The 16,290-nt window shown below is 54.0% G+C and carries 18 protein-coding genes; 15 read left to right on the top strand and 3 right to left on the bottom strand.

Annotated features, from left to right (window positions below; translation table 11 throughout):
• Nucleotides 1-7: 7 nt before the first annotated feature.
• Nucleotides 8-1,966 (top strand): p-hydroxybenzoic acid efflux pump subunit AaeB, encoded by a 1,959-nt coding sequence (gene aaeB, locus ACM615_RS16780; RefSeq protein WP_112290429.1) that lies wholly within the window; start codon nt 8-10, stop codon nt 1,964-1,966.
• A gap of 66 nt (nt 1,967-2,032) precedes the next feature.
• On the opposite strand, the gene ACM615_RS16775 is transcribed toward aaeB, so the two are convergent.
• Nucleotides 2,033-2,614, bottom strand: a complete 582-nt coding sequence (locus tag ACM615_RS16775; RefSeq protein ID WP_431012210.1) for a maltose acetyltransferase domain-containing protein — start codon at nt 2,612-2,614, stop codon at nt 2,033-2,035.
• Nucleotides 2,615-2,799: 185 nt separating this feature from the next.
• Between ACM615_RS16775 and ACM615_RS16770 the strand changes: the two genes are divergently transcribed.
• The 3 genes from ACM615_RS16770 to ACM615_RS16760 all read left to right on the top strand — a co-directional run bounded on the left by ACM615_RS16770 (nt 2,800) and on the right by ACM615_RS16760 (nt 5,086).
• Nucleotides 2,800-4,260, top strand: coding sequence for an NAD-dependent succinate-semialdehyde dehydrogenase (locus ACM615_RS16770; protein WP_431012209.1), 1,461 nt, complete (start codon nt 2,800-2,802; stop codon nt 4,258-4,260).
• Nucleotides 4,261-4,337: 77 nt separating this feature from the next.
• Nucleotides 4,338-4,787, top strand: coding sequence for a ribonuclease domain-containing protein (locus tag ACM615_RS16765; protein ID WP_129638072.1), 450 nt, complete (start codon nt 4,338-4,340; stop codon nt 4,785-4,787).
• 5 nt (nt 4,788-4,792) lie between these two features.
• The gene (locus ACM615_RS16760; RefSeq protein ID WP_112290436.1) at nt 4,793-5,086 is read left to right on the top strand and encodes a barstar family protein; all 294 of its coding nucleotides are present in this window, start codon (nt 4,793-4,795) and stop codon (nt 5,084-5,086) included.
• A gap of 52 nt (nt 5,087-5,138) precedes the next feature.
• Here the strand turns inward: ACM615_RS16760 and yjgA are convergent, their stop codons facing one another.
• Complete coding sequence (gene yjgA / locus ACM615_RS16755) at nt 5,139-5,690, bottom strand: ribosome biogenesis factor YjgA (RefSeq protein WP_112290437.1); 552 nt, start codon at nt 5,688-5,690, stop codon at nt 5,139-5,141.
• A 227-nt stretch (nt 5,691-5,917) separates the two neighbouring features.
• On the opposite strand from yjgA, the gene pmbA reads away from it, so the two are divergent.
• On the top strand, nt 5,918-7,258 hold the full coding sequence (gene pmbA / locus ACM615_RS16750) for a metalloprotease PmbA (RefSeq protein ID WP_015690526.1): 1,341 nt from the start codon (nt 5,918-5,920) through the stop codon (nt 7,256-7,258).
• A 158-nt stretch (nt 7,259-7,416) separates the two neighbouring features.
• Complete coding sequence (gene cybC / locus ACM615_RS16745) at nt 7,417-7,803, top strand: cytochrome b562 (protein ID WP_431012208.1); 387 nt, start codon at nt 7,417-7,419, stop codon at nt 7,801-7,803.
• A 678-nt stretch (nt 7,804-8,481) separates the two neighbouring features.
• Here cybC and rnk read toward each other — a convergent pair.
• The gene (gene rnk, locus ACM615_RS16740; RefSeq protein WP_112288356.1) at nt 8,482-8,892 is read right to left on the bottom strand and encodes a nucleoside diphosphate kinase regulator; all 411 of its coding nucleotides are present in this window, start codon (nt 8,890-8,892) and stop codon (nt 8,482-8,484) included.
• 398 nt (nt 8,893-9,290) lie between these two features.
• On the opposite strand from rnk, the gene ACM615_RS16735 reads away from it, so the two are divergent.
• The 9 genes from ACM615_RS16735 (at nt 9,291) to ACM615_RS16695 (ending at nt 16,206) form a co-directional block, all read left to right on the top strand.
• Nucleotides 9,291-9,641 carry a PRD domain-containing protein gene (locus ACM615_RS16735; protein WP_112288357.1) on the top strand — a complete coding sequence of 117 codons (351 nt, stop codon included), beginning with the start codon at nt 9,291-9,293 and terminating at the stop codon, nt 9,639-9,641.
• 44 nt (nt 9,642-9,685) lie between these two features.
• A complete protein-coding gene (locus ACM615_RS16730; protein WP_112288358.1) occupies nt 9,686-10,051 on the top strand; it encodes an SFCGS family glycine-rich protein in 366 nt (121 codons plus the stop codon).
• On the top strand, nt 10,051-10,350 hold the full coding sequence (locus tag ACM615_RS16725; RefSeq protein ID WP_113876720.1) for a DUF4312 family protein: 300 nt from the start codon (nt 10,051-10,053) through the stop codon (nt 10,348-10,350). Before ACM615_RS16730 ends, ACM615_RS16725 begins: the two co-directional genes overlap by 1 nt.
• Before the next feature lie 32 nt (nt 10,351-10,382).
• Nucleotides 10,383-11,159, top strand: a complete 777-nt coding sequence (locus tag ACM615_RS16720; protein WP_056776226.1) for a DUF4311 domain-containing protein — start codon at nt 10,383-10,385, stop codon at nt 11,157-11,159.
• Nucleotides 11,160-11,171: 12 nt separating this feature from the next.
• Nucleotides 11,172-11,819, top strand: a complete 648-nt coding sequence (locus ACM615_RS16715) for a DUF4310 family protein (RefSeq protein ID WP_112288360.1) — start codon at nt 11,172-11,174, stop codon at nt 11,817-11,819.
• A 79-nt stretch (nt 11,820-11,898) separates the two neighbouring features.
• Nucleotides 11,899-13,032 (top strand): amidohydrolase/deacetylase family metallohydrolase, encoded by a 1,134-nt coding sequence (locus ACM615_RS16710; RefSeq protein ID WP_431012207.1) that lies wholly within the window; start codon nt 11,899-11,901, stop codon nt 13,030-13,032.
• Nucleotides 13,022-14,149 carry a DgaE family pyridoxal phosphate-dependent ammonia lyase gene (locus ACM615_RS16705; RefSeq protein WP_431012206.1) on the top strand — a complete coding sequence of 376 codons (1,128 nt, stop codon included), beginning with the start codon at nt 13,022-13,024 and terminating at the stop codon, nt 14,147-14,149. Before ACM615_RS16710 ends, ACM615_RS16705 begins: the two co-directional genes overlap by 11 nt.
• A complete protein-coding gene (gene dagF, locus ACM615_RS16700) occupies nt 14,146-14,886 on the top strand; it encodes a 2-dehydro-3-deoxy-phosphogluconate aldolase (RefSeq protein WP_113876723.1) in 741 nt (246 codons plus the stop codon). The genes ACM615_RS16705 and dagF overlap by 4 nt, the downstream gene beginning before the upstream one ends.
• 120 nt (nt 14,887-15,006) lie before the next feature.
• Complete coding sequence (locus ACM615_RS16695) at nt 15,007-16,206, top strand: lactonase family protein (RefSeq protein WP_431012205.1); 1,200 nt, start codon at nt 15,007-15,009, stop codon at nt 16,204-16,206.
• The last annotated feature ends 84 nt before the right edge of the window (nt 16,207-16,290 follow it).

Genomic DNA, 16,290 nt, shown 5'->3' with positions numbered 1-16,290 from the left:
CGGAAAGATGAATAGCGTACTTATCCCGCGCGTGCGTTTTGCCTGCAAGCTGACGTTCGCGATCCTCGGCGCGCTGGTTCTCGGGTTCTATCTGCAACTCGAGACACCGCGCTGGTCGGCCATGACCGCCGCCATTGTGACCTCCGGCCCGGCGCTGGTGGCGGGTGGCGAACCCTTTGCCGGTGCTATTCGTCACCGTGGTTTTCTGCGTGTTATTGGCACATTTATCGGCTGTATCGCGGCGCTGGTGATTGTTATCGCCACTGCCCGCGCACCGGTCGTGATGCTGCTTTTATGCTGTATCTGGGCGGGTGTCTGCACCTGGTGGTCTTCACTGGTGCGCATCGAGAATTCCTACGCACTTGGGCTGGCGGGTTATACCGCGCTGATTATTGTGGTGACCTCAGCCAGTGCGCCGTTACAGACACCGCAGTTCGCCGTCGAGCGTTGCAGTGAAATCGTTATCGGGATTTGCTGCGCCATCGTGGCTGACCTGCTGTTTTCTCCCCGTTCCATCAAAAAAGATATCGATCGCGCCGTCAGTCAGCTGATGTTGGATCAGTTTGCGCTGATGCGGATTTGCGTGAATAACGGCACGAAGGAAGACATCGATAAGTCCTGGAACAACCTGGTGAAAAGCACCACGGCGCTGAATGGCATGCGCGGCAGCCTGATGATGGAATCCTCGCGCTGGCAGCGCTGCAACCAGCGTCTGAAAGCGCTGCACAGCACCTCGCTGAGTATGATCACCCAGGCCTGCGAAACCTATCTGATTATGCAAGACACGCCGGAAAGGCTGTCGCCTGAGCTTAAAGCGCTGTTTGCTGAACCGGCAGAAACTGTTGCCGATGTTCACCGCCGCCTGAAACAACTGCGCCAGATTATTACCGGTATGCACAGCGATAATGTGCTGGTGACACTCAGTGCCTGGACCGGCGCTGGCACGCGTGCGCTGTTGCTGATGAAAGGCGTCCAGACCAACAGCAGCATCAGCAGTATTGAAAGCGGTGTGCTGGAAGGTGAAGTGGTGGTTCGTCCGGTGTCGGCTGAGCGGCATCATGCGCTGATCAACGGCCTGCGTACGTTTACCGCGACGGCGATAGGTTGTCTGATGTGGCTATGGACCGGCTGGACGTCCGCCAGCGGCTGCGTGATTATTATCGCCGTGGTGACCTCGCTGGCGATGCGTACCCCGAACCCGAAAGGCATGGCGATGGACTTTATTGTCGGCATGTTGCTGGCGATCCCGGTTGGCTCGATGATGTTTATGTTGATCATGCCTTCGACGCAGCAAAGTCTGTTCCTGCTGTGTCTGATGCTGGGGATTTTCACCTTCTTTATCGGTATCGAAGTGACCAAGCGTCGACTCGGCATGCTCGGTTTGCTGGCGGGCACCATCAACATTCTGGTGCTCAGTAACCCGATGAAATTCAACGTGACGTCTTTTCTAGACAACGCGCTGGGGCAGGCGATCGGTACGGTGATTGCGATGGCGGTGTTGCTGATTATTCGCGATAAGTCCCGTGATAAAACCGGCCGCACGTTGCTGAACCGCTTTATGAGCAGTGCGGTATCGGCGCTGACCACCAAAGCATACCGTCGTCGTGAAAACCACCTGCCGGCGCTTTACCATCAGCTCAATCAGCTGCTGGTGATGTTCCCGAATGACATCGGTAAATACCGTCTGGCGCTGATGCTGATTATCGCTCATCAGCGGATGAAACTTGCTGAAGTGCCGGTAAATGATGAGCTGTCGGCGTTCCACAAAAAAATCCGTAACACCGCCGATCACGTGGTTTCGGCGTCAGGCGAAGGTAAGCGGACATACTATTATCAGCGTCTGCTGAAAGAGCTGGGTGAGTATCAGCAAAAGCTGGTCGATTACGACGCGCCCCTGAAAGTGACTGAGCCGGTGCGACGTCTGACCGAGATGCTCCATCGTTATCAGCATTCGTTTGTGGCGTAACAGCCCGTAAAAAACAAAGGCCGGTGTTTAAACGCACCGGCCTTTTTTATCGCCAAAATACGGGCATCATTTCATGAATGCTTCGCGGTCAGCGGCGGTGATCGGGCGTATTACCCGGCACGGTACGCCAGCCGCCACCACATCGGCGGGAATGGATTTTGTCACTACGCTTCCCGCACCAATCACGCTGTTACGCCCGATAGTCACACCCGGATTTACCATCACACCCATGCCCAGCCAGACGTTATCTTCAATGACGATCGGCAGGGAGAATTGCTGTCCGGTGGCGCGGATTTCCGGGTCGATCGGATGTCCGGCTGTCGCCAGGGTGACGTTCGGCGCAATCATTACGTTATCGCCGATGGTGACGGTTGCGTCATCCACCACCGTGAGATTGAAATTGGCGTAAAAGTTGTTGCCGATATGAATATGCGTGCCATACGCGACACGCAGCGGCGGCTCAATCCAGCCGTTTTCGCCCAGGCTGCCCATCATGTCTTTCAGCATCCGCTGGCGTTTTTTTTCTTCTGAAGGACGGGTCAGGTTGTAGTCGTACACCCGCTCTTTTCCGGCGCGGCGCTCCTCCGGCAATCCTTCGCCCATGTCTGTATACAGTTCACCGATATTCATTTTTTCGCGCGTCGACATGCCTTATTCCTTTGTAAAAATGGGGTGGAGTTCCCCGCAGTTTACGGAGGGATGCGGAAACTGTGAACGTATGACAATTCACTTTGCGATCTGTGTCTCTCAGTGCTGTCTGACAGACGCTTCTGCTCAAGCCGCTATACTTACCTGATAGTTCGCTTAAAACGGCATAAATCAGGAGGATCCTCATGTCAGCCCAACCTCATAAACTCTCCACGCATCCATTATTTAAGACTGGCTATTTTGTCGGCGGTAAATGGCTCGAAGCCAAAGACACCTTCGATGTGCTGGATCCGGCGACCGGCGATGTAGTCGCCAAAGTCTCTAAGTCAGGAAAAGCCGAAACAGAAGCCGCCGTCAAAGCCGCCAGCGACGCTTTCCCGGCCTGGCGCAAAACCACCGCCAAAGAACGTTCTGAAATTTTGCACCGCTGGTATGAACTGATGCTGGAAAACAAACAGTTTCTCGGCGAGCTGATGGTGGCCGAACAAGGCAAGCCACTGAAAGAAGCGCTGGGCGAGGTCGATTACGCCGCCAGTTATCTGCAATGGTTCAGCGAAGAAGCCAAACGCGCCAACGGGGAAATCATTCCTCCGGCCAAATCCGGTTCGCGCATTCTGGCGACACGTGAACCGGTCGGCGTAGTGGCGGCGATCACGCCGTGGAATTTCCCGCTGGCGATGCTGACCCGCAAACTCGGTCCCGCACTGGCTGCAGGTTGTACCGGCCTGATCAAACCGGCCAGTAACACGCCCCTCTCGGCGTTTGCTCTGCTGCAACTGGCAAAAGATGCCGGTGTGCCGGATGGCGTGATCAACGGCGTGGCGGGTGATACGAGCGCCATCAGCCAGGTGATTATGGCGAGCGATGCGGTACGTAAAGTGTCGTTCACCGGCTCTACAGAAATCGGCAAAACGCTGGTGCGTAACAGCGCTGACACCATGAAAAAGGTGTCGATGGAACTCGGTGGTAACGCGCCGTATATCGTCTTTGATGATGCGGATATCGAGGCTGCCGTGAAGGGCGCCATTACCTGTAAATTCCGTAACACCGGACAGGTTTGCGTGTGTATCAACCGCATCTACGTGCAGGACGGCGTTTATGAGGCGTTCACCTCACGTCTGGCGGAAGAAGTGCGCAAGCTGAAAGTCGGCAATGGTATGGACGAAGGTGTGATTGTCGGCCCGCTGATTAACATTCAGGGACTGGAGAAAGTCGAGGAGCATGTTAAAGACGCGCTGGAGAAAGGCGGGCGTCTGATGGAAGGTGGTGAGCGCCACAAACTCGGTGGCAACTTCTTCCAGCCGACGGTCATTATTGATGCCACCGACGACATGAAAGTGGCGCATGAAGAAACCTTCGGCCCGCTGGCGGCCTGTTTCCGTTTCAAAACGGAAGAAGAAGTGATTAAACGCGCCAACGACACACCTTTCGGGCTGGCGGCGTATTTCTATAGCCAGAATCTGCAACGTGTTTTCCGCGTGGCTGATGCAATTGAAAGTGGCATGATCGGGATAAACGAGTGTGCGATTTCCAACGAAGCCGCGCCGTTCGGTGGTGTGAAAGAATCTGGTCTGGGACGCGAAGGGTCGGTGCTGGGGCTGGAAGAATATCTGCAGGTGAAAACGCTGCATTTAGGAAATCTTTAAGTCAGCTTTCCAGATACAGCGTTTTAAGAAACAATAAACAGGAACAGATCGATGCGGGCTAAACACAAAGGACGCCAATGACGGTATTTAACGGGCTACGGCCGCGCAAACTGATGATGGCGGTCGCCGTGATCGCGGGACTGTGTGGCATCGCAGGACAGATTGTCGCGAAAACGACACACAACCCGGGCACTATCGTGACGGGGACTGAAGAGAAAACGGTGATCAGCTATTTGCGCCAGAATCATCAATTGCCGGAAAACTACATCACCAAGAAAAAGGCACGGGAAGCCGGATGGGATGCGCGTTCCGGCAACCTGTGTGATGTGTTGCCGGGCAAAGCCATTGGCGGCGACCGGTTCTCAAACCGTGAAGGTCGTCTGCCATCGGCCAACAAACGGGTATGGCGCGAGGCAGATATCAACTATCGCTGCGGGCGTCGCGGGGCAGACCGCGTGCTGTTTGCCAGCGACGGGCTGATTTACGTCAGTAAAGACCATTATCAGAACTTCGTTCGGGTGGAGTAATGTCGATGAATAAAGTGAGCTTCGATTTTAATCACATCCCGGATTTACCTGCATTCTACGCCGAGTTTGTCCGTCAGTTTGGTCTGACCGACAGCTTCGGTGCGAATCTGGATGCACTCTGGGATGAGGTAACAGGCGGGATTGCGCTGCCGGTTGAGATAGATTTCATCAATCTGAATGCCAGCCGCAAGCGGCGTTTCGGCGCACTGATTTTGCTGTTTGAAGAGGCCGAAGAGGAGCTGGAAGGGGATCTGCGGCTGAATCTGCTGGAGAAACCGGCAGTAAAGGCCAAAGGCTGAAAAGAAAAAACCCGCCATTTTCTGTTAAGTAAAAAGGCGGGTTTTTGTTTTTTTAGTCCTGACCTTCAGCCAGTTCGCGCAGATACTGGAAGATCTGGCGGTAAGATTTTGGCGGCTTATTAGCGGCTTTCTCTTTCTGCGCGTTGCGGATCAGCGCACGCAGCTGCTGACGGTCGGCTTCCGGATACAGTTCCAGCACCGGCGGGATTGCATCATCACCTTCTTCAACCAGACGGTCACGCAGCATTTCCAGTTTATGGAACAGCGAAACCTGCTGGTTGTGGCGGTTTTTCAGCTTATCCAGCGCAGTCTGAATCGGCTCGACATCGCGGGAACGCAGCATTTTACCGATCAGCTGAAGCTGACGGCGGCGGCCTTCTTTTTTGATCTTCTGCGCTAAGTCGATCGCAGCGCGCAGATCGTCATCCAGCGGCAGTTTGTCCAGCGAGTTTTTACCCAGCTCAACCATTTCTGCACCGAGATCTTTCAGCGCCTCGGCGTCACGTTTGATTTCACTTTTACTGACCCAGATGATTTCTTCTTCATCTTCGTTCTCGTTGGTTTCGGGAACGTCATCGTGCCAGTCGTCAATTTTCTTTGTCATGGGCGCTTCCTCTTAACGAGGTAATCCTGTCAGTTTGATTGTGCTTTATTGCTTCGGCGGCATTATGCAGGGTTATGCCGCATACATCCATGTTCTGTTGCAACTTTGGGCATAACAACGCCGGAGGGAATGCGAAATTGTGGCGAGTCTCTGTTAGACTCAAAGGTATAAGTTTCTTAATACCAGTGTAGAACAATCCCTTTTATCTCATAAGCGATGACATGCCGATGAACGTAGTGAATCAAGTAGCGCAGCAGCGTAAAACTCTGGAACAGGCCGTATCTCAGGCTCTGGAACTGGCGAAAGCGGGTTCAGATGCCGCAGAAGTGGCGGTCAGCAAAACCACCGGTATCGGCGTCAGCACCCGTTTTGGTGAAGTCGAGAACGTGGAATTCAACAGCGACGGCGCACTGGGCATCACCGTTTATTATCAGAATCGTAAAGGCAGCGCGTCTTCCACCGATTTAAGCCCGGACGCTATTTCCCGCACCGTGCAGGCGGCGCTGGATATCGCCCGTTACACGTCACCGGATCCGTTCGCGGGCGTGGCTGATAAAGAGATGCTGGCGTTTGACGCGCCGGATCTGGATTTATTCCATCCGGAAGAGCTGGATCCCGATCGCAGCATTGAGCTGGCTGCCCGTGCTGAACAGGCTGCCTTGCAGGCTGACAAACGCATCACCAACACTGAAGGCGGCAGCTTTAACAGCCATTACGGCATCCGCGTTTTCGGTAACAGTCACGGCATGTTGCAGAGCTATTGCTCGACGCGCCATTCGATTTCCGCCTCCGTGATTGCTGAACACGAAGGCGACATGGAGCGTGATTACGCCTATTCCATCGCCCGTAAGATGAGCGACCTGAAAGATCCGGAATGGGTTGGCGCAGAGTGCGCACGCCGCACCTTATCGCGTCTGGCACCACGTAAATTACCGACCATGCAGGCACCGGTGTTGTTCGCCTCCGAAGTGGCGACCGGCCTGTTCGGTCATCTGGTCGGGGCGATCAGCGGCGGCAGCATTTACCGTAAATCGTCCTTCCTGCTCGACAGCCTCGGCAAGCAAATCCTGCCGGAGTGGCTGACCATCGAAGAACATCCGCATCTGTTGCAGGGGCTGGCTTCGACGCCGTTCGACAGCGAAGGTGTGCGCACCGAGCGTCGCGATATCGTCAAAGACGGCGTGCTGCAAAACTGGCTGATGACCTGTTATTCCGCGCGTAAACTCGGTTTGCAAACCACCGGCCACGCAGGCGGTATCCACAACTGGCGCATCGCCGGTCAGGGTGATGATTTCGCCGGTATGCTGCGTAAGCTCGACAAAGGCCTGGTCGTCACCGAACTGATGGGACAGGGCGTCAGCGGTGTCACCGGTGACTACTCACGCGGCGCAGCAGGTTTCTGGGTTGAGAATGGTGAGATTCAGTATCCGGTAAGCGAAATCACCATCGCCGGTAACCTGAAAGACATGTGGCGCAATATGGTCGCCATTGGCAGCGATATCGAAACCCGCAGCAACATTCAGTGCGGTTCCGTACTGTTACCGGCAATGAAAATCGCCGGCGAATAACGCTTTCAAAGCAGCGGTCGCCCGATCGCTGCTTCTTCTTCCGCTACCATTCTTTACAAAAAATTCATGCCGTTTTCCTCTCTCTCAGCCTATTTTTATAAAGCCTTACAAGCAATGTCGTTTTATCTAACAAATAAATAACAATAGAGAGAAAGCTCATGCGTAAACAACTGATGGCGTTAGCGGTAGTCGCAATGCTGGGAAGCAGCACGGTGGCACTGGCGGCAGATTTAGAAAGGGACATGGACACGATTGCTGATAACTACGGCAAAGTGTTGAAAACCAACGATCAGGCTGAACTGACAACCGGTCTGGCTAATATGAAAGCCGCTGCCGAAGACGCGAAAAAAGCCACGCCACCGAAACTGGAAGGCAAAGCACCGGACAGCCCGGAAATGCAGGATTACCACAAAGGGCTGGATACGCTGATTGGCCAGATTGACAAGGCCTCCGCTTTAGCCAAAGCGGGCAAGGTCGATGAAGCGAAGAAAGAAGCCGAAGGGTTCAAGGCGACAAGGAATGAGAACCACAAGAAGTTTAAGTAAGCAGTTGACCGCTGCTTAGGCGGCTTCTTAATGCTGAGAGCGCTGAAAGCGGTGAAAATTTCGGTTTCTCAATCGCGGGGATCACACGGCCTCTCGCGCCGAAACCGACCAAAGAGGGCTAAGACGAGCCCTCTTTGGAATCTCCACGTCTTAAACTGCGCGCTATCGCAGTCACTACGGACATGTTCCGGCACATTGGCAGGTGGCGCAAAATGTCATCGCTGCGCGATTCCCTCATTTCAGGTTTCGAGCCTCAGGTCTCGAACCGTTCATTCGGTGCCATTTTTGAGCACGCCAATCGACTTTAATAAAAGATAAAATCCTTCTGCCGTTGAATTCACGATCCCATGGGCGATACAGAAACCTCTGTTGAATTTAGGAAGTTGCGGGCGATTCAGAAATCTTGCTGAACGGAGCGGCTTCGAGACCTATGGCTCGAAGACCGAGAGAAGGGACCGTGCAGCGGCAAGATTTCCAGCCTGTCTCCGCGTTACCTGAAACATAGCCGCCAGCGATAGCGCGCAGTAAAAAGCGGAGGGAGATCCAAGAGGGAGAAAGCACTTCTCCCTCTTGGGCGGTTTCGGCGCTGCGAGTCAAGCGATCACCGCACGTGAGAAACCGAAACTTTCTCATTCTCAAGTAAAGCCGCCGTGCAGCGGCCTCTGCAAAAGAAAACCCTTAACGTCTCAACTCTCCCGCCGCTTCCGGCTGAAACAACAATTCCAGCACTTCAATCCGGCTGTTCTCGCCATTTGGCATTTCCCACGTGATGCTTCCGCCTACGCGCAGCCCCAGCAGGGCGGCACCTAACGGCGCCATCACCGACAGTTGCTCGTTGCTGTCTTTGAGCGCAGCCGGATACACCAGCGTGCGGATGTGTTCTTCGCCGTCTTTACCTTCAGTAAAGCGAACCTTGCTGTTCATCGTAACCACGTCGGCCGGGATTTGCTCGGGTGGCAAAATCTCTGCGCGATCCAACTCTTCATTCAGTGCGTCGGCGACCGGGCTGTTGGCAAAAGCAGGTTGCGCCAGCAGTGTGTCCAGGCGTTCTGCGTCAAGTTCATTGATGATCAGTGTCGGTTTACTCATAACATTCTCCGTGGTTCCTTTTGCATCACCCGCTTCATGCGAGTGGGGTGCCGGTCGGCAAAAAATAACACCCCCGCGCGTTAACGCAGGGGTGTCAGTGATTTGCATGTGTTCTTTGATACTAGGCACTCTTAAGCGGAAATGAAAGCGTTGTGAGGGAATTAATCCGCATTGCGAAAAATCCGATTACCAGTGAAATACGCTGCTACAGACAGCAATATTCAGTGATATGCCGACTTAACTTTTCGTTTTGCGAATTGGATCTGCTCAGCTCATCGTATTTCCACTTTGAACTGGAAAAAGACCCACTACACAGGAAATCTTCCCGGAGTTAGGGTAAAGACAGACGAAATAAACGGCTGAAATAGTGAGTCAGGTAAGGAGAGAGGTAATCGCGAGTGAATAACGCAAGCGCATCTGTGAAAGGGATCGGGCGGATTGAATTGAAAGATGCTCCGGCCACAACAGAGCAAGTATTAAAAGATATTCAGACAATGCAAAGCGCGAAGAATATCTACACCACAGATGTTCAGTTGCAGATGTTAACGTCTCACGTAAAAGCCATGGTATTACGCGCCATTACCGGCGAGCCGTTACCTGAAGTCGAAAAAGATTTATTTGATGAAATATCTGCCGAATCCATGCAAATGGCAGAAGAAGTGGTCAGCTGGTTCGGAAATTTACCGATTGAGGAAGCCTATTTGCTCTCGGTGCATTTTGAAGTCGCAAGAGACAACGAACCGAAATAACTTTTTTAGAATACCGCGAATTAATTAATCTGGAGATGTGAATTATGGGACAAGTATTAGTTGTGATCGGCGACCGTTTAGGTAAAGGCCAGAAAGTGGCGGCAGGCGTGGAAGCAGCTGGTGGCAAAGCCATTGTTGTCCCGGGTATGGCAGCAGATATGAAACTCGGCGACGTGATGAAAGCAGAAGGTGCCAGCTTAGGTATTTCCTTCTGCGGCAGTGGCGGCGCGGGTGCGATTACCGCACAAAATAAATATGGATATAAAGCCAAGTACGGGATGCGCTCAGTGGATGAAGGCGTCACGGCAATTAACGAAGGCTGTCTGGTATTAGGGTTCGGATTTATGGATAAAGAAGAACTGGGTCAGCGTCTGGTTGAAGCGTTTAACAAGAAGTATGGTCAGGCGTAATGAAGCAACAATTAACCACGACAGTTCGGGTTGAAGGAAAAGGCGAAAATAAGGCTGCCGCCTTTTCTTCCGCACTGAGTCAGGTTCAGAGGACTGTTCTCAAATCTTCCGCCAATAATGTCTTGCTGCGTATTGAACCGCAGGACGTCAAGGTAATAAAAGCAGAAGAGTCAGTGAAAAGAGAAAAGTTTCTGTTCTTTTTTCTGGCCAGGGAAAGAAAGAGTTATTACGTGGCGTTAGACATTATCGTCAACCTGACTGTTATTAATACGGAACAGGTAGTTTTTGTCACGAAATAAAAACGTTAGCTATAAATGACAAGGATATACTGATGTTTTTAATTATTTTATTTAAGTCGCTTATTATCGGCGGACTGGTTGGCGTGGGCGTAGGTGCGGGTGCCGCACGTATGTTCCATGCGCCAACCGTGCAAGGAATGGGGGCTTTTCGTACGCTTGGGGAATTAAACTCCTGTGAAGGCGATCCGGCTTCGCATTTCTCATTCGGTCTGGGCTTCTTCTTTAACGCCTGGGCATCTTCCGTTGCAGCAGGTTCTTTCACGCAGGACGTTGACCACCGCATTATCCCTCACTGGGCTACCGCGGCGCTGATGTTCAAAAACCGCAATGTCGCCGAAACCATGCATGATCCGCGCAAGATGGCGATTGCCGGCGGCATCATCGGCATGATTGTGGTGGCCTTCCTCAACACCACCGCGTCCGCCGTTCCTCCGGCGTTACAGGTTACCGCGATTAAAGTGCTGGTACCGGCGGCCAACCTGCTGGTGAACACTGTCATGCCGGTGATTTTCTGGCTGGCGGCGATTGATGCAGGGCGTCGTTCCGGTTTCTGGGCCACCATTTTTGGCGGTCTGGCGCAGATGATCATGGGTAACGCCGTACCGGGTCTGGTGCTGGGTATCCTGATCGGTAAAGGCGTCGAAGAAAGCGGCTGGAACCACGTGACCAAAGTGATGATGGCGGCGATTATCGCGCTGTTCGTCCTCAGCGGTTTCTTCCGTGGTTTCGACGTCAAACTGTTGCAGTCATTCATGCTGGACGTCCCGACATGGCTGAACGGCATTCACAATTCACTCAGCGGTAAGTAAGGGAGCATGACAATGGAAGAACAAGCCAAACGTGGTTTCTGGTACGCCGAGTGGTCGTTCCCGATTTTTGTCGGACTGCTGTCTTCCGGCGTTTTCGCCGGGACACACATGTATTACCTGTACGGCATCGGCGCATTTAACGAAGTGGCGTTTGTGTCGATGTTGCGCTCGGGCATGGACACCGGTGTGTACGGCGCAGTGGCGGCCTTCGGTGCCAGCTTCCTGTTTGCCCGCATCATCGAAGGTTCACTGGTCGGTATTCTCGATATCGGCGGCGCAATCCAGACCGGTATTGGTCTGGGCGTTCCGGCGATGCTGCTGGGTGCAGGGTTTATTTTCCCGGTGGCGAACTTCGCCGCTTCGCTGGTCACCGGCCTGATCCTCGGTTTAGCCGTTGGTTACATCATCATTCTGGCGCGTAAATTCACCATCAATCAGAGCAATTCAACCTACGGCGCTGACGTGATGATGGGCGCGGGTAATGCCTCCGGCCGCTTCCTCGGGCCGTTGATTATCCTGTCAGCGATGGCGGCCTCGATTCCGATCGGTCTGGGTTCACTGCTCGGCGCACTGGGTTTCTATCTGTGGCAGAAGCCTATCACCGGGGGGGCGATCCTGGGTGCCATGATCCTGGGCGCTATCTTCCCGGTTTCATTGTAAAAACAGCAACATAGAATAAAATCAGCAGTAAAGCGGGCGTCGGGAATATTCCTGACGCCCGGATTATGGAGAACGTCGTATGTATGACTTAATCATCCGGCAGGCATTACGCACAGACGGCAGCCTGACTGATATTGCAATTCAGGACGGCAAATTCGCCGCCATTGGCACGCTGGCAGCCGATGCCACTGCCCGCCAGACTCTCAATCTTCAGGGCAAGGTTTATGCCAGCGCAGGCTGGATTGACTCCCACGTTCACTGTTACCCCAAATCGCCGATTTATCATGACGACGCCGATCTGATTGGCGTCGCCTGTGGCGTCACCACTGTGGCGGATGCCGGCAGCACCGGCGCGAATGATGTCGACGATTTCTATCAGATAACCCGTGCGGCGAAAACCAACGTCTACGCGTTTCTGAATATCGCCCGCACTGGCATTGTCACGCAGAACGAACTGGCGGATATGACGCAGATCGACAAAGTCGGCGTGCGTGACGCCATCGCGCGAAATTCCGGTTTTATCATCGGTATTAAAGCGCGCATGAGCAGCAGCGTGGTCGGCCAGAACGGCATCAAGCCACTGGTGCGCGCAAAAGAAATTCAGCAGGAAAACGACGACCTGCCGCTTATGGTGCATATCGGTAATAACCCGCCGAACCTCGATGAGATCGCGGATTTGCTGACGTCGGGCGACATTATCACCCACTGCTACAACGGCAAGCCGAACCGCATTCTCTCGCCGGACGGTGTGCTGCTCGATTCCATTAAACGTGCGCTGAGCCGCGGCGTATTGCTGGATGTCGGTCACGGCACCGCGAGTTTCAGTTTCGACGTGGCAGAACTGGCGATTAAGCAGGGCATTTTGCCGCACACCATCAGTTCCGATATTTACTGCCGTAACCGTATGAACGGCCCGGTGCATAGCCTTGCGACCGTCATGTCGAAGTTCTTTAGCGTCGGTATGACCCTGACGCAGGTGATTGACTGCGTCACCTCACACGCCGCTGACGCGCTGCGCCTGCCGGCGAAAGGCCGCCTGGAAGCCGGCGCTGATGCCGACCTGACCCTGTTCGAGCAGCGTTTTGCGCCACAGGTGTTTGTCGATTCCGAAGGACAGTCCGTGAAGGGCGAAAGTTTGCTGGTGCCTCTGGCCGCTGTGGTCGCGGGCGTCCCCCTGTTAACTGAAGAAGGGAAATCTGCTCATGTCTTCTGAACAATCTTTATATGAAAAATATGATTTAAAACAGGTTATTAACGCGTCTGGTCGTATGACGGCGCTGGGCGTTTCCACGCCGCGCGAGGAAGTCGCCGCAGTAGTGAATACCGGTCTGAATCATTACTTCGAGATGAAAGATCTGGTGAATAAAACCGGCGCTTACATTGCGAAACTGCTGAACGTAGAAAACGCCGTGGTGGTGTCCTGTGCTTCCGCCGGGATCGCGCAGTCCGTAGCGGCGGTGATCGTCAAAGATGATGCGTGGCTGCTGGAAAACCTGCACGCCGCACCGCTGGAAATCCCGCACGATATCGTGCTGCCAAAAGGCCATAACGTGAATTACGGTGCGCCGGTGGGCACGATGGTCACTATGGGCGGCGGCAAAGTGGTGGAAGCCGGTTACGCCAATGAATGTTCTGCCGCGCAGCTTGCTGCCTGCATCACGCCGCGTACCGCCGCCATCATGTACATCAAATCGCACCACTCAGTGCAGAAAAGCATTCTGTCCGTTGCGGAAGCTGCTGAAGTGGCGCGTGCGCATAATCTGCCGCTGATCGTCGATGCGGCCGCAGAAGAAGACCTGACCTGCTACTACGAGATGGGCGCAGATCTGGTGATTTACAGCGGCGCGAAAGCCATTGAAGGGCCAACCAGCGGTCTGGTGCTCGGCAAAAAACAGTACGTCGAATGGGTAAAACTGCAATCGGGCGGGATTGGCCGTGCGATGAAAGTCGGCAAAGAGGGCATTCTTGGCCTGACGCAGGCGATCGAAAGCTACATCACGCTGCCGAAAACCACCGGGCAGGAAATGGTCGACAAGATGACGCCATTTATCGCCAGCCTGAATGAAATCAACGGCGTTACTGGTCGCGTAGTCTGGGACAGCGCCGGACGTGATATCGCCCGCACGGAAATCACTTTCGATGAAGCGGTGCTGGGCTGGGAAACCAAAGACATTGTGGACGCCATGAAAAACGGCGATATCGCGATTTATTTCCGTGGCTACCGCGCCAACGAAGGCAAGATTGAAGTCGATGTGCGCAGCGTGACGCCACCGCAACTCGCCGTCGTCGCACAACGTTTTAAACAACTTTTTAGCGGAGAGAAAGCATGAAGCTAACCCCAAATTTCTACCGTGACCGCGTGTGCCTGAATGTGCTGGCGGGCTCGAAAGACAATGCCCGTGACATCTACGAAGCGGCAGAAGGTCATGTGCTGGTCGGCGTGCTTTCCAAAAATTATCCGGATGTCGCGAGCGCAGTGGCGGACATGAAAGAGTATGCCGCTCTGATTGAAAACGCGTTGTCCGTCGGTCTGGGCGCGGGCGATCCACGTCAGTCGCTGATGGTCAGCCAGATTTCTGCGCAGGTTCAGCCGCAGCACGTCAATCAGGTCTTTACCGGCGTCGGTACCAGCCGTGGAATGCTTGGGCAAAACGACAGCGTGGTCAACGGTCTGATTTCACCGACCGGTAAACCCGGCTTTGTGAAGATCAATACCGGACCACTGAGTTCTGCTTCTGCGGACGCCATTGTGCCGGTGGAAACCGCCATTGCACTGCTGAAAGATATGGGCGGCAGCTCGGTGAAATATTTCCCGATGGGCGGCCTGAAAACCCGCGATGAATTCGCTGCCGTGGCCCGTGCCTGTGCGGAACAGGATTTCTGGCTGGAACCGACCGGCGGCATCGATTTAGAAAACTTCGAGCCTATTATGGAAATCGCGCTGTCGGCGGGCGTGACCAAAATCATCCCGCATATTTACAGCTCAATCATCGACAGCGCATCGGGTAACACCCGTCCTGAAGATGTGAAAACCCTGCTGGCCAGCGTCAAAAAGCTGCTGGGCTGAGGGTTCTGACCTTTCCTGCGCGGTAAGCCGTCTGCGCGGTTAAACACCCTGCATCTCTCAGCGACTGAGCGGGTGCAGGGTTCTCTCGTTTGTCTGATATCCCAAATTCTGAGGAAATGTATGAGAAACTGGTTTCTGATTTCAGGTTTAACCTCCGCGATGCTGGCAGTGTCTGCCATGCCGCTCTATGCAGCAGAAAAAACAATGACTTCGATGACTCCGCATTTTGCTTACGTCGGCACTTACAACCCGAACGGGGAAGGTGTCTACCGCTTTAAATTCGATCCGAAAACCGGCGCGCTGAGTGATAAAACGCTCGCCAGCCAGCTGCCGAATCAGGCGCAGATGGTGCTCAGCCACGACGGCAAAACGCTGTTTATCGGCAGTGAAATTGATAATTACAACGGCGGCAAACATGGCGCTGTGGCGGCCTACCGCATTGCACCGGAAGACGGCAGCCTGACGCTGATTAACCAGGTGGATTCGCAGGGTGCAGGGCCGGTGTATTTGTCGCTGACGCCAAAAGGTGACCATCTGCTGGTGGCGAACTACATCAGCGGCGTGGTGGCAGTGTTCCCGGTGGATGCCAGTGGAAAACTGAGCGAAGCAAGCAACAGCCAGCAGGATTCCGGTCCGGCGGGGGCAGGCAAACCGGCAGCGGCGGCGGAGGGTAGTTTTGCCATCAGCGACCATAACGGGCCGCACGCGCACATGATCGCCACCGATCCTTCCGGCAAATTTGTGTTCTCCACCGATCTCGGACTTGACCGGATCTATCAGTGGAAACTCAACAGCGAAACCGGCGTGCTGGAAGCCAACGATCCGCCGTTCATCAAGGCCTCTTCAGAAGGGGCAGGACCGCGCCATTTTGTGTTCCATCCGAACGGCAAAGTGGTGTTCCTGATCAACGAGGAAGCCTCGACCCTGACCAGTTATCGCTTTGATACCACCAAAGGCACGCTGACGGAGTTGCACAGCCTGTCATCGCTGCCGGCCGGTTTCAAAGGCACCAACTTTGCGGCAGGCATCGTGCTGAGCAGAGACGGCAGGCATCTGTACGTGGCGAACCGCCTGCATAACAGCATCGCGCAGATTAACGTGACCGGCGAAGGCGCAATGACCTGGAGTGATGAAACCTGGACGCGTGGCGATTATCCAAGAACGCTGACGTTGTCACCGGACGGCAAATATATTTACGCAATGAATCAACGAAGCGATAACATCACCAGATTCAAGGTTTCTGGCGAAAACGGCAAACTGTCATTCGTTGATAATTATGTGGCTGTGGGCAGTCCGTCACAGATGGTGATCTTGCCCTGATAACGTACTGCGTCTGAACTAAACCTTCTGCGTGGAAACTTTCCCGGTGACTGCGCAGAGGGCGTATCCGCAATAATATGGAAG

Origin of the sequence: Rahnella sp. PAMC25617 (genome assembly GCF_050606005.1) — a bacterium.
In the GTDB taxonomy this organism is placed as follows: Bacteria; Pseudomonadota; Gammaproteobacteria; order Enterobacterales; family Enterobacteriaceae; genus Rahnella; species Rahnella variigena.
Note: the sequence above shows the minus strand (reverse complement) of the source record. Positions and strands in the feature narration are given on the sequence as shown.

Coding starts and splice junctions, on each gene's coding strand:
- aaeB (WP_112290429.1), top strand. CDS start 8: ATGAATAGCGTACTTATCCCGCGCGTGCGTTTTGCCTGCAAGCTGACG.
- ACM615_RS16775 (WP_431012210.1), bottom strand. CDS start 2,614: ATGTCGACGCGCGAAAAAATGAATATCGGTGAACTGTATACAGACATG.
- ACM615_RS16770 (WP_431012209.1), top strand. CDS start 2,800: ATGTCAGCCCAACCTCATAAACTCTCCACGCATCCATTATTTAAGACT.
- ACM615_RS16765 (WP_129638072.1), top strand. CDS start 4,338: ATGACGGTATTTAACGGGCTACGGCCGCGCAAACTGATGATGGCGGTC.
- ACM615_RS16760 (WP_112290436.1), top strand. CDS start 4,793: ATGAATAAAGTGAGCTTCGATTTTAATCACATCCCGGATTTACCTGCA.
- yjgA (WP_112290437.1), bottom strand. CDS start 5,690: ATGACAAAGAAAATTGACGACTGGCACGATGACGTTCCCGAAACCAAC.
- pmbA (WP_015690526.1), top strand. CDS start 5,918: ATGAACGTAGTGAATCAAGTAGCGCAGCAGCGTAAAACTCTGGAACAG.
- cybC (WP_431012208.1), top strand. CDS start 7,417: ATGCGTAAACAACTGATGGCGTTAGCGGTAGTCGCAATGCTGGGAAGC.
- rnk (WP_112288356.1), bottom strand. CDS start 8,892: ATGAGTAAACCGACACTGATCATCAATGAACTTGACGCAGAACGCCTG.
- ACM615_RS16730 (WP_112288358.1), top strand. CDS start 9,686: ATGGGACAAGTATTAGTTGTGATCGGCGACCGTTTAGGTAAAGGCCAG.
- ACM615_RS16725 (WP_113876720.1), top strand. CDS start 10,051: ATGAAGCAACAATTAACCACGACAGTTCGGGTTGAAGGAAAAGGCGAA.
- ACM615_RS16720 (WP_056776226.1), top strand. CDS start 10,383: ATGTTTTTAATTATTTTATTTAAGTCGCTTATTATCGGCGGACTGGTT.
- ACM615_RS16715 (WP_112288360.1), top strand. CDS start 11,172: ATGGAAGAACAAGCCAAACGTGGTTTCTGGTACGCCGAGTGGTCGTTC.
- ACM615_RS16710 (WP_431012207.1), top strand. CDS start 11,899: ATGTATGACTTAATCATCCGGCAGGCATTACGCACAGACGGCAGCCTG.
- ACM615_RS16705 (WP_431012206.1), top strand. CDS start 13,022: ATGTCTTCTGAACAATCTTTATATGAAAAATATGATTTAAAACAGGTT.
- dagF (WP_113876723.1), top strand. CDS start 14,146: ATGAAGCTAACCCCAAATTTCTACCGTGACCGCGTGTGCCTGAATGTG.
- ACM615_RS16695 (WP_431012205.1), top strand. CDS start 15,007: ATGAGAAACTGGTTTCTGATTTCAGGTTTAACCTCCGCGATGCTGGCA.